15 protein-coding genes and 1 tRNA gene are annotated in these 17,572 nt (G+C 62.0%); 6 read left to right on the top strand and 10 right to left on the bottom strand.

From position 1 onward, the window contains the following. Positions 1–49 precede the first annotated feature (49 nt). The 3 genes from blaOXA to ACWTU8_RS07400 all read right to left on the bottom strand — a co-directional run bounded on the left by blaOXA (position 50) and on the right by ACWTU8_RS07400 (position 1,837). Positions 50–877, bottom strand: coding sequence for a class D beta-lactamase (blaOXA, locus tag ACWTU8_RS07410; protein WP_455847607.1), 828 nt, complete (start codon positions 875–877; stop codon positions 50–52). Between the two features lie 137 nt (positions 878–1,014). Beyond that, the gene (yidD, locus tag ACWTU8_RS07405) at positions 1,015–1,383 is read right to left on the bottom strand and encodes a membrane protein insertion efficiency factor YidD (protein ID WP_455847606.1); all 369 of its coding nucleotides are present in this window, start codon (positions 1,381–1,383) and stop codon (positions 1,015–1,017) included. 7 nt (positions 1,384–1,390) lie between these two features. Continuing rightward, a complete protein-coding gene (locus tag ACWTU8_RS07400) occupies positions 1,391–1,837 on the bottom strand; it encodes an iron-sulfur cluster assembly scaffold protein (protein ID WP_455847605.1) in 447 nt (148 codons plus the stop codon). 240 nt (positions 1,838–2,077) lie between these two features. Here ACWTU8_RS07400 and folE point away from each other — a divergent pair, with 240 nt between their 5' ends. The 3 genes from folE to ACWTU8_RS07385 all read left to right on the top strand — a co-directional run bounded on the left by folE (position 2,078) and on the right by ACWTU8_RS07385 (position 4,302). Next, positions 2,078–2,713 carry a GTP cyclohydrolase I FolE gene (folE, locus tag ACWTU8_RS07395; protein ID WP_455847604.1) on the top strand — a complete coding sequence of 212 codons (636 nt, stop codon included), beginning with the start codon at positions 2,078–2,080 and terminating at the stop codon, positions 2,711–2,713. A 65-nt stretch (positions 2,714–2,778) separates the two neighbouring features. Next, positions 2,779–3,249, top strand: coding sequence for a phosphoribosyl-AMP cyclohydrolase (gene hisI / locus ACWTU8_RS07390; protein ID WP_455847603.1), 471 nt, complete (start codon positions 2,779–2,781; stop codon positions 3,247–3,249). Positions 3,250–3,333: 84 nt separating this feature from the next. Further along, on the top strand, positions 3,334–4,302 hold the full coding sequence (locus ACWTU8_RS07385; protein WP_455840968.1) for a patatin family protein: 969 nt from the start codon (positions 3,334–3,336) through the stop codon (positions 4,300–4,302). A 35-nt stretch (positions 4,303–4,337) separates the two neighbouring features. Here ACWTU8_RS07385 and recJ read toward each other — a convergent pair whose 3' ends face one another. The 5 genes from recJ to ACWTU8_RS07360 form a co-directional block, all read right to left on the bottom strand. Next, entirely contained in the window at positions 4,338–6,122 is a 1,785-nt protein-coding gene (recJ, locus tag ACWTU8_RS07380) for a single-stranded-DNA-specific exonuclease RecJ (protein WP_455847602.1), read from the bottom strand. Positions 6,123–6,183: 61 nt separating this feature from the next. Next, positions 6,184–7,167 (bottom strand): class II fructose-bisphosphatase, encoded by a 984-nt coding sequence (gene glpX, locus ACWTU8_RS07375; RefSeq protein WP_455847601.1) that lies wholly within the window; start codon positions 7,165–7,167, stop codon positions 6,184–6,186. Between the two features lie 239 nt (positions 7,168–7,406). After that, a complete protein-coding gene (locus tag ACWTU8_RS07370; protein ID WP_135937403.1) occupies positions 7,407–8,720 on the bottom strand; it encodes a homoserine dehydrogenase in 1,314 nt (437 codons plus the stop codon). Between the two features lie 46 nt (positions 8,721–8,766). Then, positions 8,767–9,984, bottom strand: coding sequence for an LL-diaminopimelate aminotransferase (locus ACWTU8_RS07365; RefSeq protein WP_455847600.1), 1,218 nt, complete (start codon positions 9,982–9,984; stop codon positions 8,767–8,769). A gap of 62 nt (positions 9,985–10,046) precedes the next feature. Continuing rightward, positions 10,047–10,439, bottom strand: a complete 393-nt coding sequence (locus ACWTU8_RS07360; RefSeq protein ID WP_455847599.1) for a hypothetical protein — start codon at positions 10,437–10,439, stop codon at positions 10,047–10,049. A 97-nt stretch (positions 10,440–10,536) separates the two neighbouring features. Here ACWTU8_RS07360 and phaC point away from each other — a divergent pair, with 97 nt between their 5' ends. The 3 genes from phaC to ACWTU8_RS07345 all read left to right on the top strand — a co-directional run bounded on the left by phaC (position 10,537) and on the right by ACWTU8_RS07345 (position 14,115). Next, the gene (phaC, locus tag ACWTU8_RS07355; protein ID WP_455847598.1) at positions 10,537–12,372 is read left to right on the top strand and encodes a class I poly(R)-hydroxyalkanoic acid synthase; all 1,836 of its coding nucleotides are present in this window, start codon (positions 10,537–10,539) and stop codon (positions 12,370–12,372) included. A 336-nt stretch (positions 12,373–12,708) separates the two neighbouring features. After that, complete coding sequence (locus ACWTU8_RS07350; RefSeq protein WP_455848406.1) at positions 12,709–13,851, top strand: YcbK family protein; 1,143 nt, start codon at positions 12,709–12,711, stop codon at positions 13,849–13,851. Between the two features lie 189 nt (positions 13,852–14,040). Next, positions 14,041–14,115: transfer RNA gene (locus ACWTU8_RS07345), tRNA-Glu, on the top strand. Between the two features lie 95 nt (positions 14,116–14,210). Here the strand turns inward: ACWTU8_RS07345 and ACWTU8_RS07340 are convergent. Both ACWTU8_RS07340 and ACWTU8_RS07335 read right to left on the bottom strand, forming a co-directional pair. Then, on the bottom strand, positions 14,211–14,666 hold the full coding sequence (locus tag ACWTU8_RS07340; protein WP_455847597.1) for a YybH family protein: 456 nt from the start codon (positions 14,664–14,666) through the stop codon (positions 14,211–14,213). Positions 14,667–15,209: 543 nt separating this feature from the next. Then, complete coding sequence (locus tag ACWTU8_RS07335; protein ID WP_455847596.1) at positions 15,210–16,928, bottom strand: calcium-binding protein; 1,719 nt, start codon at positions 16,926–16,928, stop codon at positions 15,210–15,212. Positions 16,929–17,572: the final 644 nt, after the last annotated feature.

The raw sequence follows: 17,572 nt of genomic DNA, 5'->3' as shown, positions 1-17,572 counted from the left end.
AGTCTTTTATGGGCAGATTCCCGTGCCGTAAAGGCGAATGGCCGATCACTTAGTTTTGTTTGACGAGATTCGGCAGCTCTTTCATGAACATCGCCCGCGTCCTGAGGCCCTTGGGCGTGTCCGATCGTTTCGTGTCGACCACCAGGCGGGCAAAGACGATCTTGCGGCCGTCACTTTGCGCCCAGCCGACAAACCAGCCAAGCGAGCGGTTGACCTTGTCGGCGTCGTTGCGAAGCCCCGTAGTCCCGGTCTTGCCCTGCACCGTCCAGCCACCTGCCTGGAAGGTCGGCAAGATCGCCTCGGTCATCGCATGGGCCTTGTCCGAAACCGGCAGTTTGCGGGCAAGCAAGCGGCGCAGGAAATTCACCTGTTCGACCGGCGATATCCTGAGAGAAGAATTCACCCAGGACCGGGTGAGGCCATCATTCTTGCCGGCATTGCCGGATACATCGGTGTTGCCGTAGTCGAATTTCGACACGTAGCCGGCGAACCGCTCGCTGCCGAGCCGGCGGGTGATTTCCTGCGAAAACCACAGCACCGAGTCCTTTTCCCAGATCGTCGGGTCGACGGTTTTCTGGTCCCGCTTCACCGCATTGAACTCCGGCTTGTAATCCCATGCCGGCGTGTGCTCGTCGATCAGGATCCCGGCGTCGTAGCCGATCAGCGACAATGGGACCTTGAATGTCGAGGCGGGACTGAAGCGTTGGTCACAAACCCCTTGCCGATACAGAGTTTCGCCGCTGTCAGCATCCAGGATCAGCGTGCATTCAACGTCCTTCAGCGGCGCGGATTGAGCACGGATCGGAAAACCCAACAGCCAAGCCAGAAGGTAGATAACCAATGCGAAAACGAATGGACGGCGGTCAATCTGGCGCATTTGGCAATCTCTCCTGAGGCATGTCAGGAGCGGCTTTAGCGAGGCGTCTTGTCTCGATTTTGTCTTAAATACGCAACATGGGGTTAAGGTTAGCAAGTCGTAAAGATCTGCCCGATTACCGAGCCCCTCTACCGGGATCAGCTTTCCGCGTCACTGCGTTTTTTTCCGATCCGCCAGTACCGCAAGGGCGCGAACCAGACATAGCGATCGGCCAGCACATCCGGCACACGATCAATGCCGTGTGTTCCGCCCGGCCCGCAGCGCAGCACCCTGAAAAACCCCATCCAGCCGCCGGCCCATAATCCATGGCGGGCGATTGCCTCATGTGCGTATTCGGAACAGGTCGGCAGATGCCGGCAGGAATTGCCGACAAAGCCGGACAGCGTCAACTGGTAAAAGCGCACAAGCGTCGTGCCGAGGATTCGGCCGGGCGTCTTGCGCCAGGGGCCGGGCCAGTTGCGCGTGTACCGCGGCCTCTGATGCTGGTGCGTGTGATCGGTCGCCATTTGACGGCTAAGCCGCCTGTTCGGCGCGCTTCTTCTCGATCTGGCCGATCGCGTCGACCACCGCATCGAAGGTCAGCATGGTCGAGGCATGGCGCGCCTTATAATCGCGCACCGGTTCTAAATATCTGAGGTCGGCGAAGCGGCCTTCGGGCGGCGCGCCGTTTTCCTTTAACATCTTCAGCATCGTCTCGCGCACAGCGCGCAATTCGCCCGCGCTGGCGCCGATGACATGTTGCGCCATGATCGAGGACGAAGCCTGGCCAAGCGCACAGGCCTTCACATCATGGGCGAAATCGGTGACGACGCCGTCATCCATCTTCAGATCGACAGTCACGGTCGAGCCGCACAGCTTGGAATGCGCGCGCGCGGTTGCATCGGGACGGTCGAGCCGGCCGATCCGCGCGATATTTCCGGCAAACCCCAGAATTTTCGCATTGTAGACTTCGTCGATCATATTTTTCCAATCCGTCGCCGCCGAGCGAACAGCGATTGCCGCTGACGGTCTTCCTTTCGCTCGGCACGATCATATATAATGCTGGTAGTCGGGTATGGACAAGGTAACCAACAGCCTCGTCCTTGCTCAAATCAGTTCACGCCGCTTACGGGCTGGAAACAGGGCACGTTTCTAACACCCGAAAGGTCGTGGTCCGTTCAACTCGTTCCTCCTGAGAGGGGAACTACGGGAGACGCCTTTATGGATGCCGTCATCAAGAAATTCATGCCCCCTTCCGCCTACATGGAAAAGCCGCTCACCGATCGGCCGACCGAAGCCGAAGCCGAGGCCGCGGTTCGCACGCTGTTGCGCTGGACCGGCGACAATCCGGACCGGGAGGGCCTGGTCGATACGCCGAAGCGTGTGGTGAAGGCCTATCGCGAAATGTTCGGCGGCTACGACAAGTGCCCGGCCGAGGAACTCGGCCGCACCTTCGAGGAAGTCGCCGGCTATGATGACCTTGTCCTCGTCAAGGATATAACGTTCCATTCGCATTGCGAGCACCACATGGTGCCGATCATCGGCAAGGCGCATGTCGGCTATCTGCCGGACGGCAAGGTTGTCGGCCTGTCCAAGATCGCGCGCGTCGTCGATATATTCGCCCAGCGACTGCAGACCCAGGAAGCCATGACCGCGCAGATCGCCGGCGTCATCCAGGACGTGCTCAATCCGCGCGGCGTCGCCGTCATGGTCGAAGCCGAGCATATGTGCATGGCCATGCGCGGCATCCGCAAGGAAGGCTCCACCACGCTGACCTCGACCTTCACCGGCGTCTTCAAGGACACGCCCGAGGAACAGGTCCGTTTCGTCACAATGGTGCGTGGCGGCAGGGGCTGAACGATCGTCGCCGGTCGCTAGCCATGATCCCGAGAAGTGGGTAAGGCTCTGAACAAGGACCGGCGATGTCGGAACTGAAATTCCCGAAAGCTCCATCAGACAAGAAAGCACTAGAAGAAAGCACGGTTTTTTCGCCGCGCTTCGATGCCAGCGGCCTCGTCACCGTCGTCGTCACCGATGCCGACCACGGCATGCTGCTGATGGTCGCGCATATGAATGCCGAAGCGCTGGCGCTGACGCTGGAAACCGGAATCGCCCACTACTGGTCGCGCTCGCGCAACGCTCTGTGGAAGAAGGGCGAAACGTCCGGGAATGTCCAGAACGTTGTCGAGATGCTCACGGATTGTGACCAGGACGCCATATGGTTGCGCGTCAAAGTGATGGGCCACGACGCAACCTGCCACACCGGCCGGCGTTCCTGCTTTTATCGGACGGTGGGACTGATCGACGGCAAGGGGACGCTTGCCAGCGATGGGAGCAGGCCGCTGTTCGATGCGAAAGAAACGTATCGAAAGCCCCGTGAACCATCCAAATGAACCATTCGCCGAACTGCAGCCTCGTATATTCATGATTTCGATACGGCCAGCCTGTATGTTGGCCGTGGGACAAGGGAGATTGTGATGCTCGAATGGGCGTCATCGCTGAACAGACCGGACGTTCGAGAGGCCAATGGCCTGTCGTCGTCCGCCGGCGTATCCGAAACGAACCCCGCCAAGAAAACAGGCATTTCGCTGGCATTGGGCGGCGGCTGCGCGCGCGGCTGGGCCCATATCGGCGTGCTGCGCGCGCTCGACGAAGCAGGCATCGAAGTGTCGATGATCGCCGGCACCTCGATCGGCGCGCTGGTCGGCGGCTGCTATCTTGCCGGCAAGCTGGATGAGCTGGAAGAATTCGCCAGAAGCCTGACCAAGCGCCGCATTTTTGGTCTTCTCGATCTCAATCTGCGCGGCAGCGGCCTGTTCGGCGGCATGAAGCTCGACGCACGGCTGCGCGAGCATATGGCCGGCATCCGTTTCGAGGATTTGTCGAAGCCATTCGTTTGTGTCACCTCGGAAATCCGCACCGGCCATGAAATCTGGCTGTCAGGCGGCTCGCTGATCACCGCTATGCGCGCCTCCTATGCACTGCCCGGCGTGTTCGAACCGGTCACTTGCAACGGGCGCGTGCTGGTCGACGGCGCGCTGGTCAATCCGGTTCCGGTCTCGGTCTGCCGCGCCTACGAGCAGCCGCTCGTGGTCGCGGTAAACCTTCACTATGATCTGTTCGGCCGCGCCGCCGTCATCAAGCACAGCGCCGGCGAACTGGTCGTCGAAAAGGATGCGCCAAGGCCCGGCCTGGTCGATACAGGGCACCAGTACCAAACACGGCTCGGCATCACCGGCGTTATGGTCGAAGCTTTCAACATCATCCAGGACCGCATTTCGCGTGCGCGGCTTGCCGGCGACCCGCCGGATATGTCGCTGCAGCCTAAGCTCAGCCATATCGGCCTGACCGAATTCCACCGCGCCGACGAGGCGATCCGTATCGGCTATCAGGTGACGGTGGCCCAGATCGGCGAGTTGGCCCGGCTGCAGACGGTTCTGGCTTAAATCGTCGAAGACTCGCGCAGAAGCGAAAACCGCTCTCAGGCACGTGCGGCATCGACGATGCGGAACTGCACCGTGCGGTTGCCGTTCCAGTGATTGCCCGACAGCGAACCGGCGACGTGCACCGGTTTGCCCCGGTTCGTGAACAGGAATTCGCCGAGCGCCGTATCGGCGGCGCGAAAGGCGATCGCCTGGATCCGGCCGCCGCTTTCCGACTGCAACTCGGCGCGGATGTGATTGGTGCCGACCGGCCTCGCATCGGCAAGACGATGGCGCGGCAGCGCGAAGACCGGCGCGACATGCCCGGCGCCGAACGGGCCGGCTTTCTCCAGCGCATCGAGCAGGCTGAGCGTTGCACCCTCGGCGGCCAGCGCACCGTCGATCGCCAGGCTTTCCTCGCCTTGCAGCCGGAACACGTCGGCCGCCGCCCGTTCCTCGAAGAAGGCGCGGAGCGCGCCAAGTTTCGCCCGCTCCACCGTAATGCCGGCCGCCATGCCATGGCCGCCGCCTTTGACGATCAGCCCGGCAATGGCGGCCTCCCGCACCAGCCGGCCGAGATCAAAGCCCGACACCGAACGGCCTGAACCCGTGCCGACGCCATTGGCGTTGAAGGCGATGGCAAAGGCGGGCCGGCGCGCATGGTCCTTGAGCCGCGAGGCCAGCAGGCCGACGATGCCCGGATGCCAATTGGAGCTGGCGGTGACGACGATGGCCGGCCCATTGCCGCCCGCAAGCTCGGCATCGGCCTCGACTCGTGCCGCGGCCAGCATTTCCAGCTCCATCTGCTGCCGCTCCTGATTGAGCCGGTCCAGCGTCTCGGCGATGGTGCGGGCCTCGACGGGATCGTCGGTGGCGAGCAGGCGGCTGCCGAGTGCTGCGTCGCCGATGCGCCCACCGGCATTGATGCGCGGGCCGATCAGATAGGCCAGATGGAAGGTGCTGACCGGCTCGCCGATGCGCGAGACCCGCGCCAACGCCGCCAACCCCTCGTTCCTCTGCTGGCGCGCCATCTGCAACCCCTTGACCACGAAGGCGCGGTTGACGCCGGTCAGCGGCACCACGTCGCAAACGGTCGCCAGGGCCACGAGGTCCAGCAGACCAAGCAGGTCCGGCGGTGCGGCATCCGGCAACCGGCCACGCAGGATCTTCGCCGTCTGCACCAGAGCCAGGAAGACGACGCCGGCGGCACAAAGATGGCCCTGCCCCGAAAGGTCGTCCTCGCGATTGGGATTGACGACCGCCTCCGCCGCCGGCAACGGACCGCCGAGCTGATGATGATCGAGCACCACGACATCGGCGCCGGCAGCCTTCGCCGCGTCGATCGAGACGGCGCTGTTGGTGCCGCAGTCGACGGTGACGATCAGCGTCGCGCCACGCGAGACAAGTTCGCGCATGGCTTCCGGATTGGGTCCGTACCCCTCGAAGATGCGGTCCGGTATGTAGATCTCCGCTGGCACGGAGAAATGCGTGAGAAACCGCTTGAGCAGCGCCGATGAGGCCGCGCCGTCGACGTCGTAGTCGCCGAAGATCGCCACTCTTTCCCCGGTCACGATCGCTTCAGCGATGCGAGCGGCGGCCTTGTCCATGTCGGTCAGCGAAACCGGGTCCGGCAAAAGATCGCGGATGGTCGGATCAAGGAACCGCTCGGTCTGCTCGGCGGTCACGCCGCGCCCGGCAAGCACGCGCGCGACGATGTCCGGCACGCCAAAGCCTTGCGCTATCGCAAGCGCAGTCATGTCCTGCCGCTCGGTCAGCCGGTGTTCCCAGGAAACACCTGATGCCGACTGCCTGACATCGAGGAAGATACGGTTTTCGCCCGTCATGCGACGCGCCGTCTGCGGATTGTCATTTGTCACAATACGCGACGGCTAGCCGAGTCGGGAATCAAAACTTTTCCAGATCCTGGTGCCTTGCCTTGATCTCGCGAACGGTGCGCGACGACGAGCGCAGCACGATCGTATGCGTGGTGATGGAATTGCGGCCGAACTTGACGCCGGCCAGCATGTTGCCGTCGGTCACGCCGGTTGCCGCAAACAGCACGTCACCGCGCGCCATGTCTTGCGTGCGGTAAACCCGCTTCGGGTCCAAGATGCCCATCTGCGCCGCGCGCGCCACCTTTTGCGGCGTGTCGAGGATCAGCCTTCCCTGGATCTGGCCGCCGGTGCAGCGCAACGCTGCCGCCGCCAGCACGCCCTCCGGGGCGCCGCCGGTGCCGAGATAGATGTCGATGCCGGTTTCCTCCGGATCGGTGGTGTGGATGACGCCGGCGACGTCACCATCGCCGATCAGCCGGATCGCAGCGCCCGTGGCGCGCACGGCCTCGATCAGGCTGCCATGGCGCGGCCGGTCGAGGATGCAGGCGGTGATCTCCGGCACCGGTACGCCTTTGGCCCTGGCCAGGCTGGCGATGTTTTCGGCCGGCGAGGCATCGATGTCGATGACGCCGTCCGCATAGCCCGGGCCGACGGCGATCTTGTCCATATAGACGTCGGGCGCGAACAGCAGGCTGTCTTTTTCCGCAATGGCGATGACGGCCAGCGCGTTGGGCAGGTTCTTGGCGCAGATCGTCGTGCCTTCGAGCGGATCGAGCGCGATATCGACCGCCGGGCCTTTGCCGGAACCGACCTCTTCGCCGATATAGAGCATCGGCGCCTCGTCGCGTTCGCCCTCGCCGATCACCACCGTACCGTTGATGGCGAGGCGGTTGAGCTCCTCGCGCATGGCGTCGACTGCGACCTGGTCGGCGGCCTTTTCGTCGCCGCGTCCGCGCAACCTGGCCGCCGCAACCGCGGCGCGTTCGGTGACACGCACCAGTTCCATGGTGAGTATCCGGTCAAGGCCGGCGACGATGTTCTGGGCAATGTTCATCGGTGGACAATCCTCGTTGGCACATTGCCTCCCGTAAGAGCGCCGCGTCCATTGGACCGCGCAAAGGACGCTCTAAGTCCTTAAATTTACGCATTGTGCTTTCCCGAAAATCGATTCCGATTTCCGGGCCGATGCGTTAGAGGCGCGCCGGTTGTGTCAAAGCTCCATGACAACAGCAAGACCTGGGCGGGTCTTTCTTGAAAGCGCAGCGATATCAATCGATTTGAGAAAGAGAATTCCTATTCCGCCCGCTCGATGCGGATGACCTGCGGCTTGTCGGTCAGATGGTCGTCCTTGGTGATGCCGTCGACGGCCTTGCGGACCGCCGCTTCTGTTGTCTCGTGGGTGACGAGGATCACCGTCTTCTGCAGGGCGGTATCCGGCCCGGCGGCGTGCTGCACGATCGATTCCAGCGAAATATCGTTGTCGGCCATGCGCTTGGCGATGGCGGCAAAGACGCCGATGCGGTCATGCACGGTTAGCCGGATGAAATAGCCGCCGGCATGGCTGCGCATCTGCGCCTTCTTATAGGGTCGCAATTCCTTCGCCGGCAGGCCGAAGACCGGACCGTGCTGGAAACCGGGCCGGCTCTTGGCGATGTCGGCAATGTCGCCGACCACTGCCGATGCGGTGGCGTTACCGCCGGCACCGGGACCGGAGAGCAAAAGCTCGCCAAGAATATCGGTTTCGATGGCCACCGCATTGGTGACGCCGTGCACCTGCGCGATGACCGAGGCCGTCGGCACCATGGTCGGGTGCACGCGCTGTTCGATCCCGCTTTCCGTGCGTTGGGCGACGCCGAGCAGCTTTATCCGGTAGCCGAGATCGCCGGCCGCGCGGATGTCGGCCTGGCTGATGTTGGAAATCCCTTCCATGTAGATGTCGTTGGCGGCGATTCGCGTGCCGAAGGCAAGGCTGGTCAGGATCGACAGCTTATGCGCGGTGTCGTGGCCCTCGATGTCGAAGGTCGGGTCGGCCTCGGCATAGCCCAGCCGCTGCGCATCCTTCAGACAGGCGTCGAACGACAGGCCCTCGGCCTCCATGCGGGTCAGGATATAATTGCAGGTGCCGTTGAGGATACCGAAGACACGGGTCACCGAATTGCCGGCCATCGCCTCGCGCATCGTCTTGATGACCGGAATGCCGCCCGCCACCGCCGCCTCATAATTGAGCAGCACGCCCTTCTTCTCGGCGATCTCGGCCAGCGCCACGCCATGCTTGGCGAGCAGCGCCTTGTTGGCGGTGACGACGTGGCGGCCGGTTTCAAGCGCTGCTTTCACGGATGATCGCGACGGTCCCTCGTCGCCGCCGATCAGCTCGACGAACACGTCGATCTCGGCGGTCTGCGCCATTCCTACCGGATCGTCGAACCACTTGGCCGCGCCGAGATCGACGCCGCGGTCGCGTTTGCGATCACGGGCCGAGACGGCCGACACGACGACCTCGCGGCCGCATTGCCGCGTCAGTTCCGCCGCCTTGTCGTGCAGCACGCGCGCCACCGACGCGCCGACGGTGCCGAGACCGGCAATTCCAACACGCAACGCTTCAGCCATGTCCGGCGACGCCCCCCAAGAATTTGGTCGATGTAGTGTCAGGCGCTCAACGGTGCGCGGCGAGCGGCACCACATTGTTGGGCTGTTTGGCGCTGGACGCCAGGAAGCGCTTGATGTTGCGAGCCGCCTGCCGGATCCGGTGCTCGTTCTCGACCAGCGCGATGCGCACATGGTCGTCGCCATGCTCCCCGAAGCCGACACCCGGCGCCACCGCCACGTCAGCGTGCTCGATCAGAAGCTTGGAGAATTCGAGCGAACCGAGATGCTTGAACGGCTCCGGGATCGGCGCCCAGGCGAACATCGACGCCGCCGGCGCCGGGACAATCCAGCCGGCGCGGCTGAAGGCGTCGACCATGACGTCGCGGCGCTTATGATAGATGTCGCGAACTTCGGCGATATCGGCGCCGTCGCCGTTGAGCGCGTGCGCAGCCGCCACCTGGATCGGCGTGAAGGCACCGTAGTCGAGATAGGACTTGACCCTGGTTAGCGCCGAGATCAGCCGCTCGTTGCCGACGGCAAAACCCATGCGCCAGCCGGGCATGGAAAAGGTCTTCGACATCGAGGTGAACTCGACCGCCACGTCGATCGCGCCCGGCACCTGCAGCACCGAGGGCGGCGGATGGCCGTCGAAATAGATTTCCGAATAGGCAAGGTCCGACAGGATGATGATGTCGTTCTTCTTGGCGAAGGCCACCACCTCCTTGTAGAAATCGAGCGAGGCGACCTGCGCCGTCGGGTTCGACGGGTAATTGAGGATCAACGCCAGCGGCTTCGGGATCGAATGGCGGATACCGCGCTCCAGCGCGGGGATGAAGCCGTCGTCCGGTTCCACCTGCAACGAGCGGATGACGCCGCCCGACATGATGAAGCCGAAAGCGTGGATCGGATAGGTCGGGTTAGGGCACAGGATCACGTCGCCGGGGGCGGTGATCGCCTGCGCCATATTGGCAAAACCTTCCTTCGACCCCAGCGTCGCCACCACTTGCGTGTCCGGGTCGAGTTTCACCCCAAAACGGCGGCCATAGTAATTGGCCTGGGCGCGGCGAAGGCCCGGAATGCCGCGCGATGACGAATAGCGATGCGTGCGCGGATCGCGCACGACCTCGCACAATTTGTCGACGATGGCCTTGGGCGTCGGCAGATCCGGATTGCCCATGCCAAGGTCGATGATGTCGGCGCCGCGCGAGCGGGCACTGGCCTTCAGCCGGTTGACCTGCTCGAAGACATAGGGCGGAAGCCGGCGGACCTTGTGAAATTCTTCCATGTCAATTCCAGACGGTCAAAGTGGTTTTTGGCGAAGGTGGTTGTCGGTCGCGCGATATAACCCTATTTGCAGGTAGGGTCGAGGGCAGGATCGCATGGGGCTTCGATCTGCTTCAGCGCGTCGGCGCCGTGCTTCCTTGCCAGTGTGTTCAGCGCCGCCGGGTTCGCGGCCTTGACCGCTCCGCCCTTTGAGGCCTGCGCCTGCTCGTCGGCCTTCAACTGGGCGAGCTTGGCGTTCTTTTCCGCCTCGGTGAATTGCTTCGCCGCCACCTGCGGCGGAATATTCAGATTCGGATAGGTGCCGGTGTTCTTCGGCCCGTCGGTAGCCGCGACAGGCGTGGCGCCCTCGATGTTGGTGCTCGAACAGCCGGCGATCGCCAGCAAAACGACCGCCGCGCCCATGCGGCAAAAACGACCAGTGCCAGAAAAAACAGTTTCGCCAATGTTAATCGTCATATTGTTTCCTTGGCAGCCGAGGTAGAGCGCGTTGGACCCTGTCCGATGTCCCATGATAATATGTCAAGAAAACGCTTCGGGAGGAACCCCGCGAACCATGTCCAAAACACCCGATTCGGGCAAAGCGGAAGATGACCAGGCTTCGACCGTCGAGCAATATCTGGTGAAGGACCCGGAGCGCTTCGCCTTGAACGTGGCGCGCATGATCGAGCAGGCCGGCAAGGCGGCCTCCGCATGGGCCGAGCCGCGGGAAAAAGGCGAGGTACGCGATCATGTCGCCGAGCCGGTCGTCGACATGGTGAAAACATTCTCGAAGCTCAGCGAATACTGGCTTTCCGACCCGCAGCGTGCGCTGGAGGCGCAGACGCGGCTGTTTTCCGGCTACATGACCGTCTGGGCCAACTCCATCCAGCGTCTCAGCGCCGGCGGCGAAGATGCCGAAGACGCGGTCAAGCCCGAGCCCGGCGACAAGCGTTTCCAGGACCCGGAATGGGGCCGCAACGCCTTCTTCGATTTCCTCAAGCAGGCCTATCTCGTCACCTCGCGCTGGGCGGCCGAGCTGGTCGAGCACGCCGATGGCCTGGACGAGCACACCCGCCACAAGGCCAGCTTCTACGTCAAGCAGGTGTCCAACGCCATCTCGCCGTCGAATTTCATCCTGACCAACCCGGAGCTGTTTCGCGAGACCGTCGCTTCGAATGGCGAAAACCTGGTCCGCGGCATGAAGATGCTGGCCGAGGACATCGCCGCCGGCAAGGGCGACCTGAAACTCCGGCAGGCCGATTATTCGCCCTTCGAGATCGGCAAGAACCTCGCCACGACGCCCGGCAAGGTGGTGGGCCGCAGCGATGTCGCCGAGATCTTGCAATACGATCCGGCGACCGAGAGCGTACTCAAGCGGCCGCTACTGATCTGCCCGCCATGGATCAACAAATTCTACATTCTCGATCTCAACCCGCAAAAGTCCTTCATCCGCTGGGCGGTAGAGCAGGGCCACACTGTCTTCGTCATCTCCTGGATCAACCCGGACGAGCGGCACGGCACCAAGAGCTGGGAGGCCTATATCCGAGAGGGACTGCAATACGGCCTGGACACGATCGAAAAGGCCACCGGTGAAAAGGACGTCAATGCCGTCGGCTATTGCGTCGGCGGCACGCTTCTGGCGGCGGCCCTGGCGCTGATGGCGCAGGAAGGCGACCACCGCATCAAATCGGCCACCTTCTTCACCACGCAGGTCGATTTCACGTATGCCGGCGACCTGAAAGTGTTCGTCGACGAGGAGCAGGTTGCGGCCGTCGAAAAGGCGATGAACGAGAAAGGCTATCTCGACGGCACCAAGATGGCGACCGCCTTCAACATGCTGCGCTCGGGCGACCTGATCTGGCCCTATGTCGTCAACAACTACATGCGCGGCAAGGATCCCCTGCCCTTCGATCTGCTCTACTGGAACGCCGATTCGACCCGCATGGGCGCGGCCAACCATTCCTTCTACCTGCGCAACTGCTATCTCGAGAACAGACTTTCGCAAGGCATGATGGAGCTGGCGGGCCGCGTGGTTTCGCTGAAGAACGTCACCATCCCGGTCTACAACCTCGCCGCGAAGGAAGATCATATCGCGCCGGCGCTTTCGGTGTTCCTAGGTTCGAAGTATTTCGGCGGCGAAGTCGACTACGTCATGGCCGGCTCCGGCCACATCGCCGGTGTCGTCAATCCGCCGGCAGCGCAGAAATATCACTACTGGACCGGCGGCAAGCCGGCGGGCGAGTTCGACCAGTGGATCGCCGAGGCCATAAACCATCCCGGCTCCTGGTGGCCGCACTGGCAACGCTGGGTCGAGGCGAAGGACAACACCCGCGTGCCGGCCCGCAAACCCGGCAAGCACATGAAAACCCTGGGCGACGCGCCAGGCACCTATGTCAAGGTGCGTGTGTAACCTTCTGTAATGTGTGGTGAGTTGACGCGCCGGTAAAAGAGGGCGAAATGGTGTCGTCAACCCTCAAGCAGTCTCGATTCCTCTTTAGCCGTCGAATTACTCTGGGGCTTGCGGATTTGACACAGGTCTCGTTTCGGTTCGGGGACAAGGATTTATTTCGGCGAGACGTTTCGACGCCGCCAATGACGTACCGGCCGGACATCGAGGGGGAATTTTGTTTTGAAATCAGCAGGATCGCGCTTCGCGAAGGGAGAAAGCCGCGCCATCGCGGCCGCGCTTTTCTCCGTGCTCCTGGCGTCCTGCACCTCGGCCGGCGACCCGTCCCTGTCAGTCGGCATGCCCGGTTATAACGCCTCTGCTACGGATATCAGCACGGCCTCTGGTACCCAACAGGTCGCCGTTGATTCGTCGTCGCAGATCACGACTTCACAGATGACGATGACCGCCGAGGGCGACGCAAGCCTTCCCGAGCAGGTCGGCTATGTACCAATGGGCAAGCCGGGAACCCAGGGGGGAGCCCCTCAGGGAGGCGCCAAGTCCGATGCCGGCTTCCCCGTCACGGCTCCTGCGCGCGCCGACGCTGCTGCGGGCCAGACGCCGCAGCCCCAGCAACAGTCCGCGCAGACGGTTGAACAGGCCGGCTCTGCTACGCAGAAGACTGAAACCGCCGATGCAGGCACGGCCGCGCCGAAGTCCAAGACCGAGGCGGCCGCGCCGGCGATGAACAACCCGGTTTATGTGACCGCCGGGGAGCCGCAGCCGCAAGCTTATGCGCCGAAGAAGAAGGGGTTCCTCGCCTCTTTGTTCAGCGCCACGCCGGCCTCGGCGGCGCCTGCCCCGCAGACCAGCAACAGGTCGGGCGAGCAAACGACGGCGGCGCAGCCCAAGGCGGCCGCAAAGCCGACCATCACGTTGGCCTCGGCCAAATCGGCTGAAAAGCCGGTGCAACTGGCTTCGATCGGCGATACCAGCCATTTCACCGATGACGCGCTGCCTGGCGTTCGCAAGACCGCACTCTTCGAGATCAAGCGCAAATCCGGCCTCGACGACGACAGCGACGTCGATCTGAACGAGGATGAAGGGGGCGCCTATCAGGTGGCATCCGCTGCCGGGCTTGCCCGGCTGGCGCCCAACGGTCTTTTGAAGCAGACCGAGAATGTCGACGTTGCCTGTCTAAAACCTTCGCTGGTCCGCGTGCTGAAGACGATCGAGGGCCACTACGGCAAGAAGATGATCGTCACCTCCGGCTATCGTGACCCGGCCCGCAACCGCCGCGCCAACGGCGCCAAGAATTCGCTGCATATGTATTGCGCCGCCGCCGACATTCAGGTTCCAGGCGTCTCGAAAGCGCAACTAGCAGGCTATATACGCAGCATGCCCGGGCGTGGCGGCGTCGGCACCTACTGCCATACCGAATCCGTACACATCGACGTCGGTCCCGAGCGCGATTGGAACTGGCGCTGCCGCCGGCGGGGGTAATGGCTGGTTCTTCCTCTCGTTTGTGGACGCCCGCAGTGCGCCGTCTGAGGACGGCATGCGATGCAGCGTCGAACCGGGCTAAATCGCCGAAAATGCGCGTTTTTTGCGGCCACTGAAAAAAGTTGTCGCAGGTGCGGCAGACGGGTTGCCGGTTTGGTGCAACGCAACTATAAGCGCTCACATCTGAGCGCGCCCATCGTCTAGCGGTCAGGACACCGCCCTTTCACGGCGGTAACAGGGGTTCGATTCCCCTTGGGCGTACCAGAGATTTCAACTGGCATGGCAATAGAGCATCAGATCCAGTGCATTTAGCCGTACTCGTCGCCAAGGCGGTCGATGAGGACCTGGATATCAAATCCCTATTGGGCCGCACCTAAATTCCAGATGTCCCGATGCAGGCGCCATGTCCCGTCGTCGTCCTTTTTCCAGACGACGATGTACTTGCCCGCAACGGTGGAGAGGGCGCCGTCTTTGCTCGGCACATCGAGCGTAAATGCGCCAACTTCGTAGGCGAGGTTTGCGCTCTCTTCCACCTCCAGGGCCTTTAGGGTGAGATTCTTCATCCCGCTTTTGATCGCGCCCTGCCAGAATTCTTCCACGCCCTTGCGACCATCGACGCGCTTGCCGTCGGGCGGCAGCACGGCGGCATCCTCGGTATACATTTGACCGACCGCCGCCGCGTTTCCGCTGTTGAAGGCGTCCGTGAATTTCGTCAGTGCCGCTTCGATGTCCTCGCGAGCCGACTGGGCGGCCGCAGACAACGCAGAGGAAAGAAGCAGCACAGCAGCAAGTGCAAATAACTTAACCACTCTCATCTCGTCCTCCCTTTGCGTGATCGGTATATCCACCGGATGAATAGCGAGCCCAATCCGAGTGCGCCGCCGCACCCGCTCAATGGCCAGGTCATGATTTACATTAGGCTTATCTGATATGACGGCGCAAGCGCAGCTGCGCAGCCGAGAGCGGGGGCGTAAAGCCTCACGAGCGCGCGCGTTTCCGCCGGTCGCGCTGATGCTCTCGCGCGTCTCTCAGCGTTCGTCCTTGGCCTTGCCATAGGCGTTCGACGCAGTGTCGGGCGTGTAGATCAGGCCTACTTTCTTGCCGCCACGCACAGCTCATTGCTGGCGGCGTGCGCGTCTTCACTCCTCATCAAAGGCGAAGCCATCGTCCTCGATGAGAAGCCCCGTTCGGACTTTGCCGAACTGCGAGGCAATCCCGCGACGCCAGTATGACCTGTATCTCGTCGCGGAATTTCTGGAAAGACGATTTATGACCGGCACGGGAACGACCCGGCCCATGTTCTTCGAGGTGAACAAAGGCCGGGCCTGATCTAGTTTCCCGCCCGTAGCTCCTTCAGGTCACAGCGAATGATGCTGCCATGGAAAATGGCCGGCGAGTTGCGTGTGAGATGCATCTCCCGTCCCGTCGCTGTCCAAAGAGAGCGACCCGGTTGAACTGTCGTAGCTGACCTGGTCGGAACGATCATGCGAAGCCGTAGACAGAGCGTCAGATGACTCCCCTCCCGGCTTGAGACCGTCTAAGAAGGCCTGGTCGAAGTGAGGCTTGTCCTGCAGCTTTTCCTGGAGCCAGCTGAAGTCGAAGGCGTCGTGGCCTCCGCGGTCGGACATGATCTCGGCGGCGCCGCCCTTGCTAGCATTGGCGCCGACATTTTCATTATCCTCGACAGTGTGGGCGAACCCGTTGCCGGCCGTCTTGTCGTGTGAACCGGCGAGCGACTCCGAGCCGCCAGAAAGGGCGGCCAACACCCGGTCGACACTGCTGCCTGCCTTTTCGCCGCCATTGTCGACATGGGAGGTGTCGTTGCCGTCATGGTCTACCGCCCAGTCGGTGCCGGCGGCTGCATGGGGCGCATCGGCACCACGCACAGCATGAACACCGCCATTGCTGGTCGCGGGGCGGGAAGCGGCGGCCTCAGTGGAACTGCCATCGCTGGTGGTGGTATCGGAAGCGGCGGCCGCAGTAGAGCTGTCGTCGCTGATGGTGGTGTCGGAAGCAGCGGTCGCAGTAGCGCTGTTGTCGCTGATGGTGGTGTCGGAAGCGGCGGTCGCAGTAGAGCTGTGGTCGATGGTGCTGGCGTCAGAAGGGACAGTCGCAGTAGAGCTGTGGTCGCTGGTGCTGCCGTCAGAAGGGACAGCCGCAGTAGAGCTGTGGTCGCTGGTGCTGGCGTCAGAAGGGACAGTCGCAGTAGAGCTGCCGTCGCTGGTGCTGGCGTCGGCAGGGACAGTCACGGTAGAGCCGTCGTCGCTGATGGTAGCGTCGGCAGGGGCAGTTACGGTAGAGCTGTCATCGGTAGCGTCGGAAGCGGCGGTCCCAGTTGTGCTGAGATTGTGCTCCCGGAAAACGGCCTGCAGTTCCGGGGAGCTCTCAAGTGCGACGTCGCCTTCCTGGGAGCCCCAGGCGTAGGCAAAGTCAAAGGCGGGCGATGGAACCACCTTGCCCCAGTGGTCCATCATGGTCTGCAACTGGTCTGTCGTCGGCATGACATACTTGCCGTCCGTATCGGTCGTCCAGTTGCCGCCGCCAAAGGATTGATAGACCGGAACGATCTGGCTGGTCGGGATGCCCGACTCCACCGCTGCAGCCACGGTTCTGTCGATCATGTCATAGTCGACCGTGTCTGTGCCCGTGCGAACCGGATACGGATCTATTCCGAACAGATCGATATGCGTGTTCTCATGGTTGTAGGTGTTGGAAAAATCCGGCTCAGCAGACGATCCCATATTCATCATGGTGATGAAGGTCTTGGCGCCTGGCACATTAGAATGAATGTAATCGGATTCCGCTTTCAGATCGGCAGCGTCCACCTTTGTGTGGTACTTGCCGGTGGGATCCGGCTCGTCGACGAGAAAAAACCCATACACCTTCGGATTGCCAATGAAGGGGGTGACTTTGTCGATAAAGGACTGGGTTACGCCCTCGCCCTCGTTGAGCCAGACCATAGCCTTCATGCCATCCGGTAGCTCGTTGACCTGCTCGACGGTTTGAACGTCAGCCAGGTTGAAACCGGCGCTTGCGACTTCTGTGGCGGACCCACCTGCTGCGAAATGAAGTGCCATTGATAATCCTTTTTTTCTTAGCGCCCCGCGGTGGCCTGCCTACTCGACGGCGTATATTAGCGCCAAATCAAATACACACACCCCTCTGATAAAATTTTTGAGATATTTGGTATTGCATTGAGTCTCGCAGCCCCGATTTCGCCGCACAAAGTTCACGCTCCTGCCAATGTCGAATTCGTGAAAAACAACCCGTAGCCAGTCTTGACGAACTACCAGAATATTCCTTTTTTGTTCCTAGGCGGGCCGATCCGTTCGACGCGCTTAGTAACGCAAATATCAACATTTGTTGTTTCTGGCTACTGCCTTCACTGTCTCCTGCCGCCGCATTTGCTCGATTTTTGCGCTCTGGCGTGGCAGTGACAATGGAGGCGACGCGCTGGCCGCCTCATAGCCAGATTGGACTATTTGTTTGAACAATCTTGCCGCGGGCGATCGCAGTTTGCGATATCTCGCCGGCGACGGTGCCCATTGCCGCGTTTGAGTTCGACGCAACTCATCTGTCGTATTTCGCGGCACCAACGGGTGTGCACAAGGCAGATGAGCAACTCGGAAGAGGCTGTCACGTTTCGCCTGGTGCAATAATGCTTTCCACGGCCAGCGACAACCGATACAGCCCGCGCCGACTCTGATCGTTGCCAAGTCGG

It is taken from the genome of Mesorhizobium sp. BHbdii (assembly GCF_053848045.1).
This window is presented reverse-complemented; position numbering and strand designations above follow the sequence as displayed.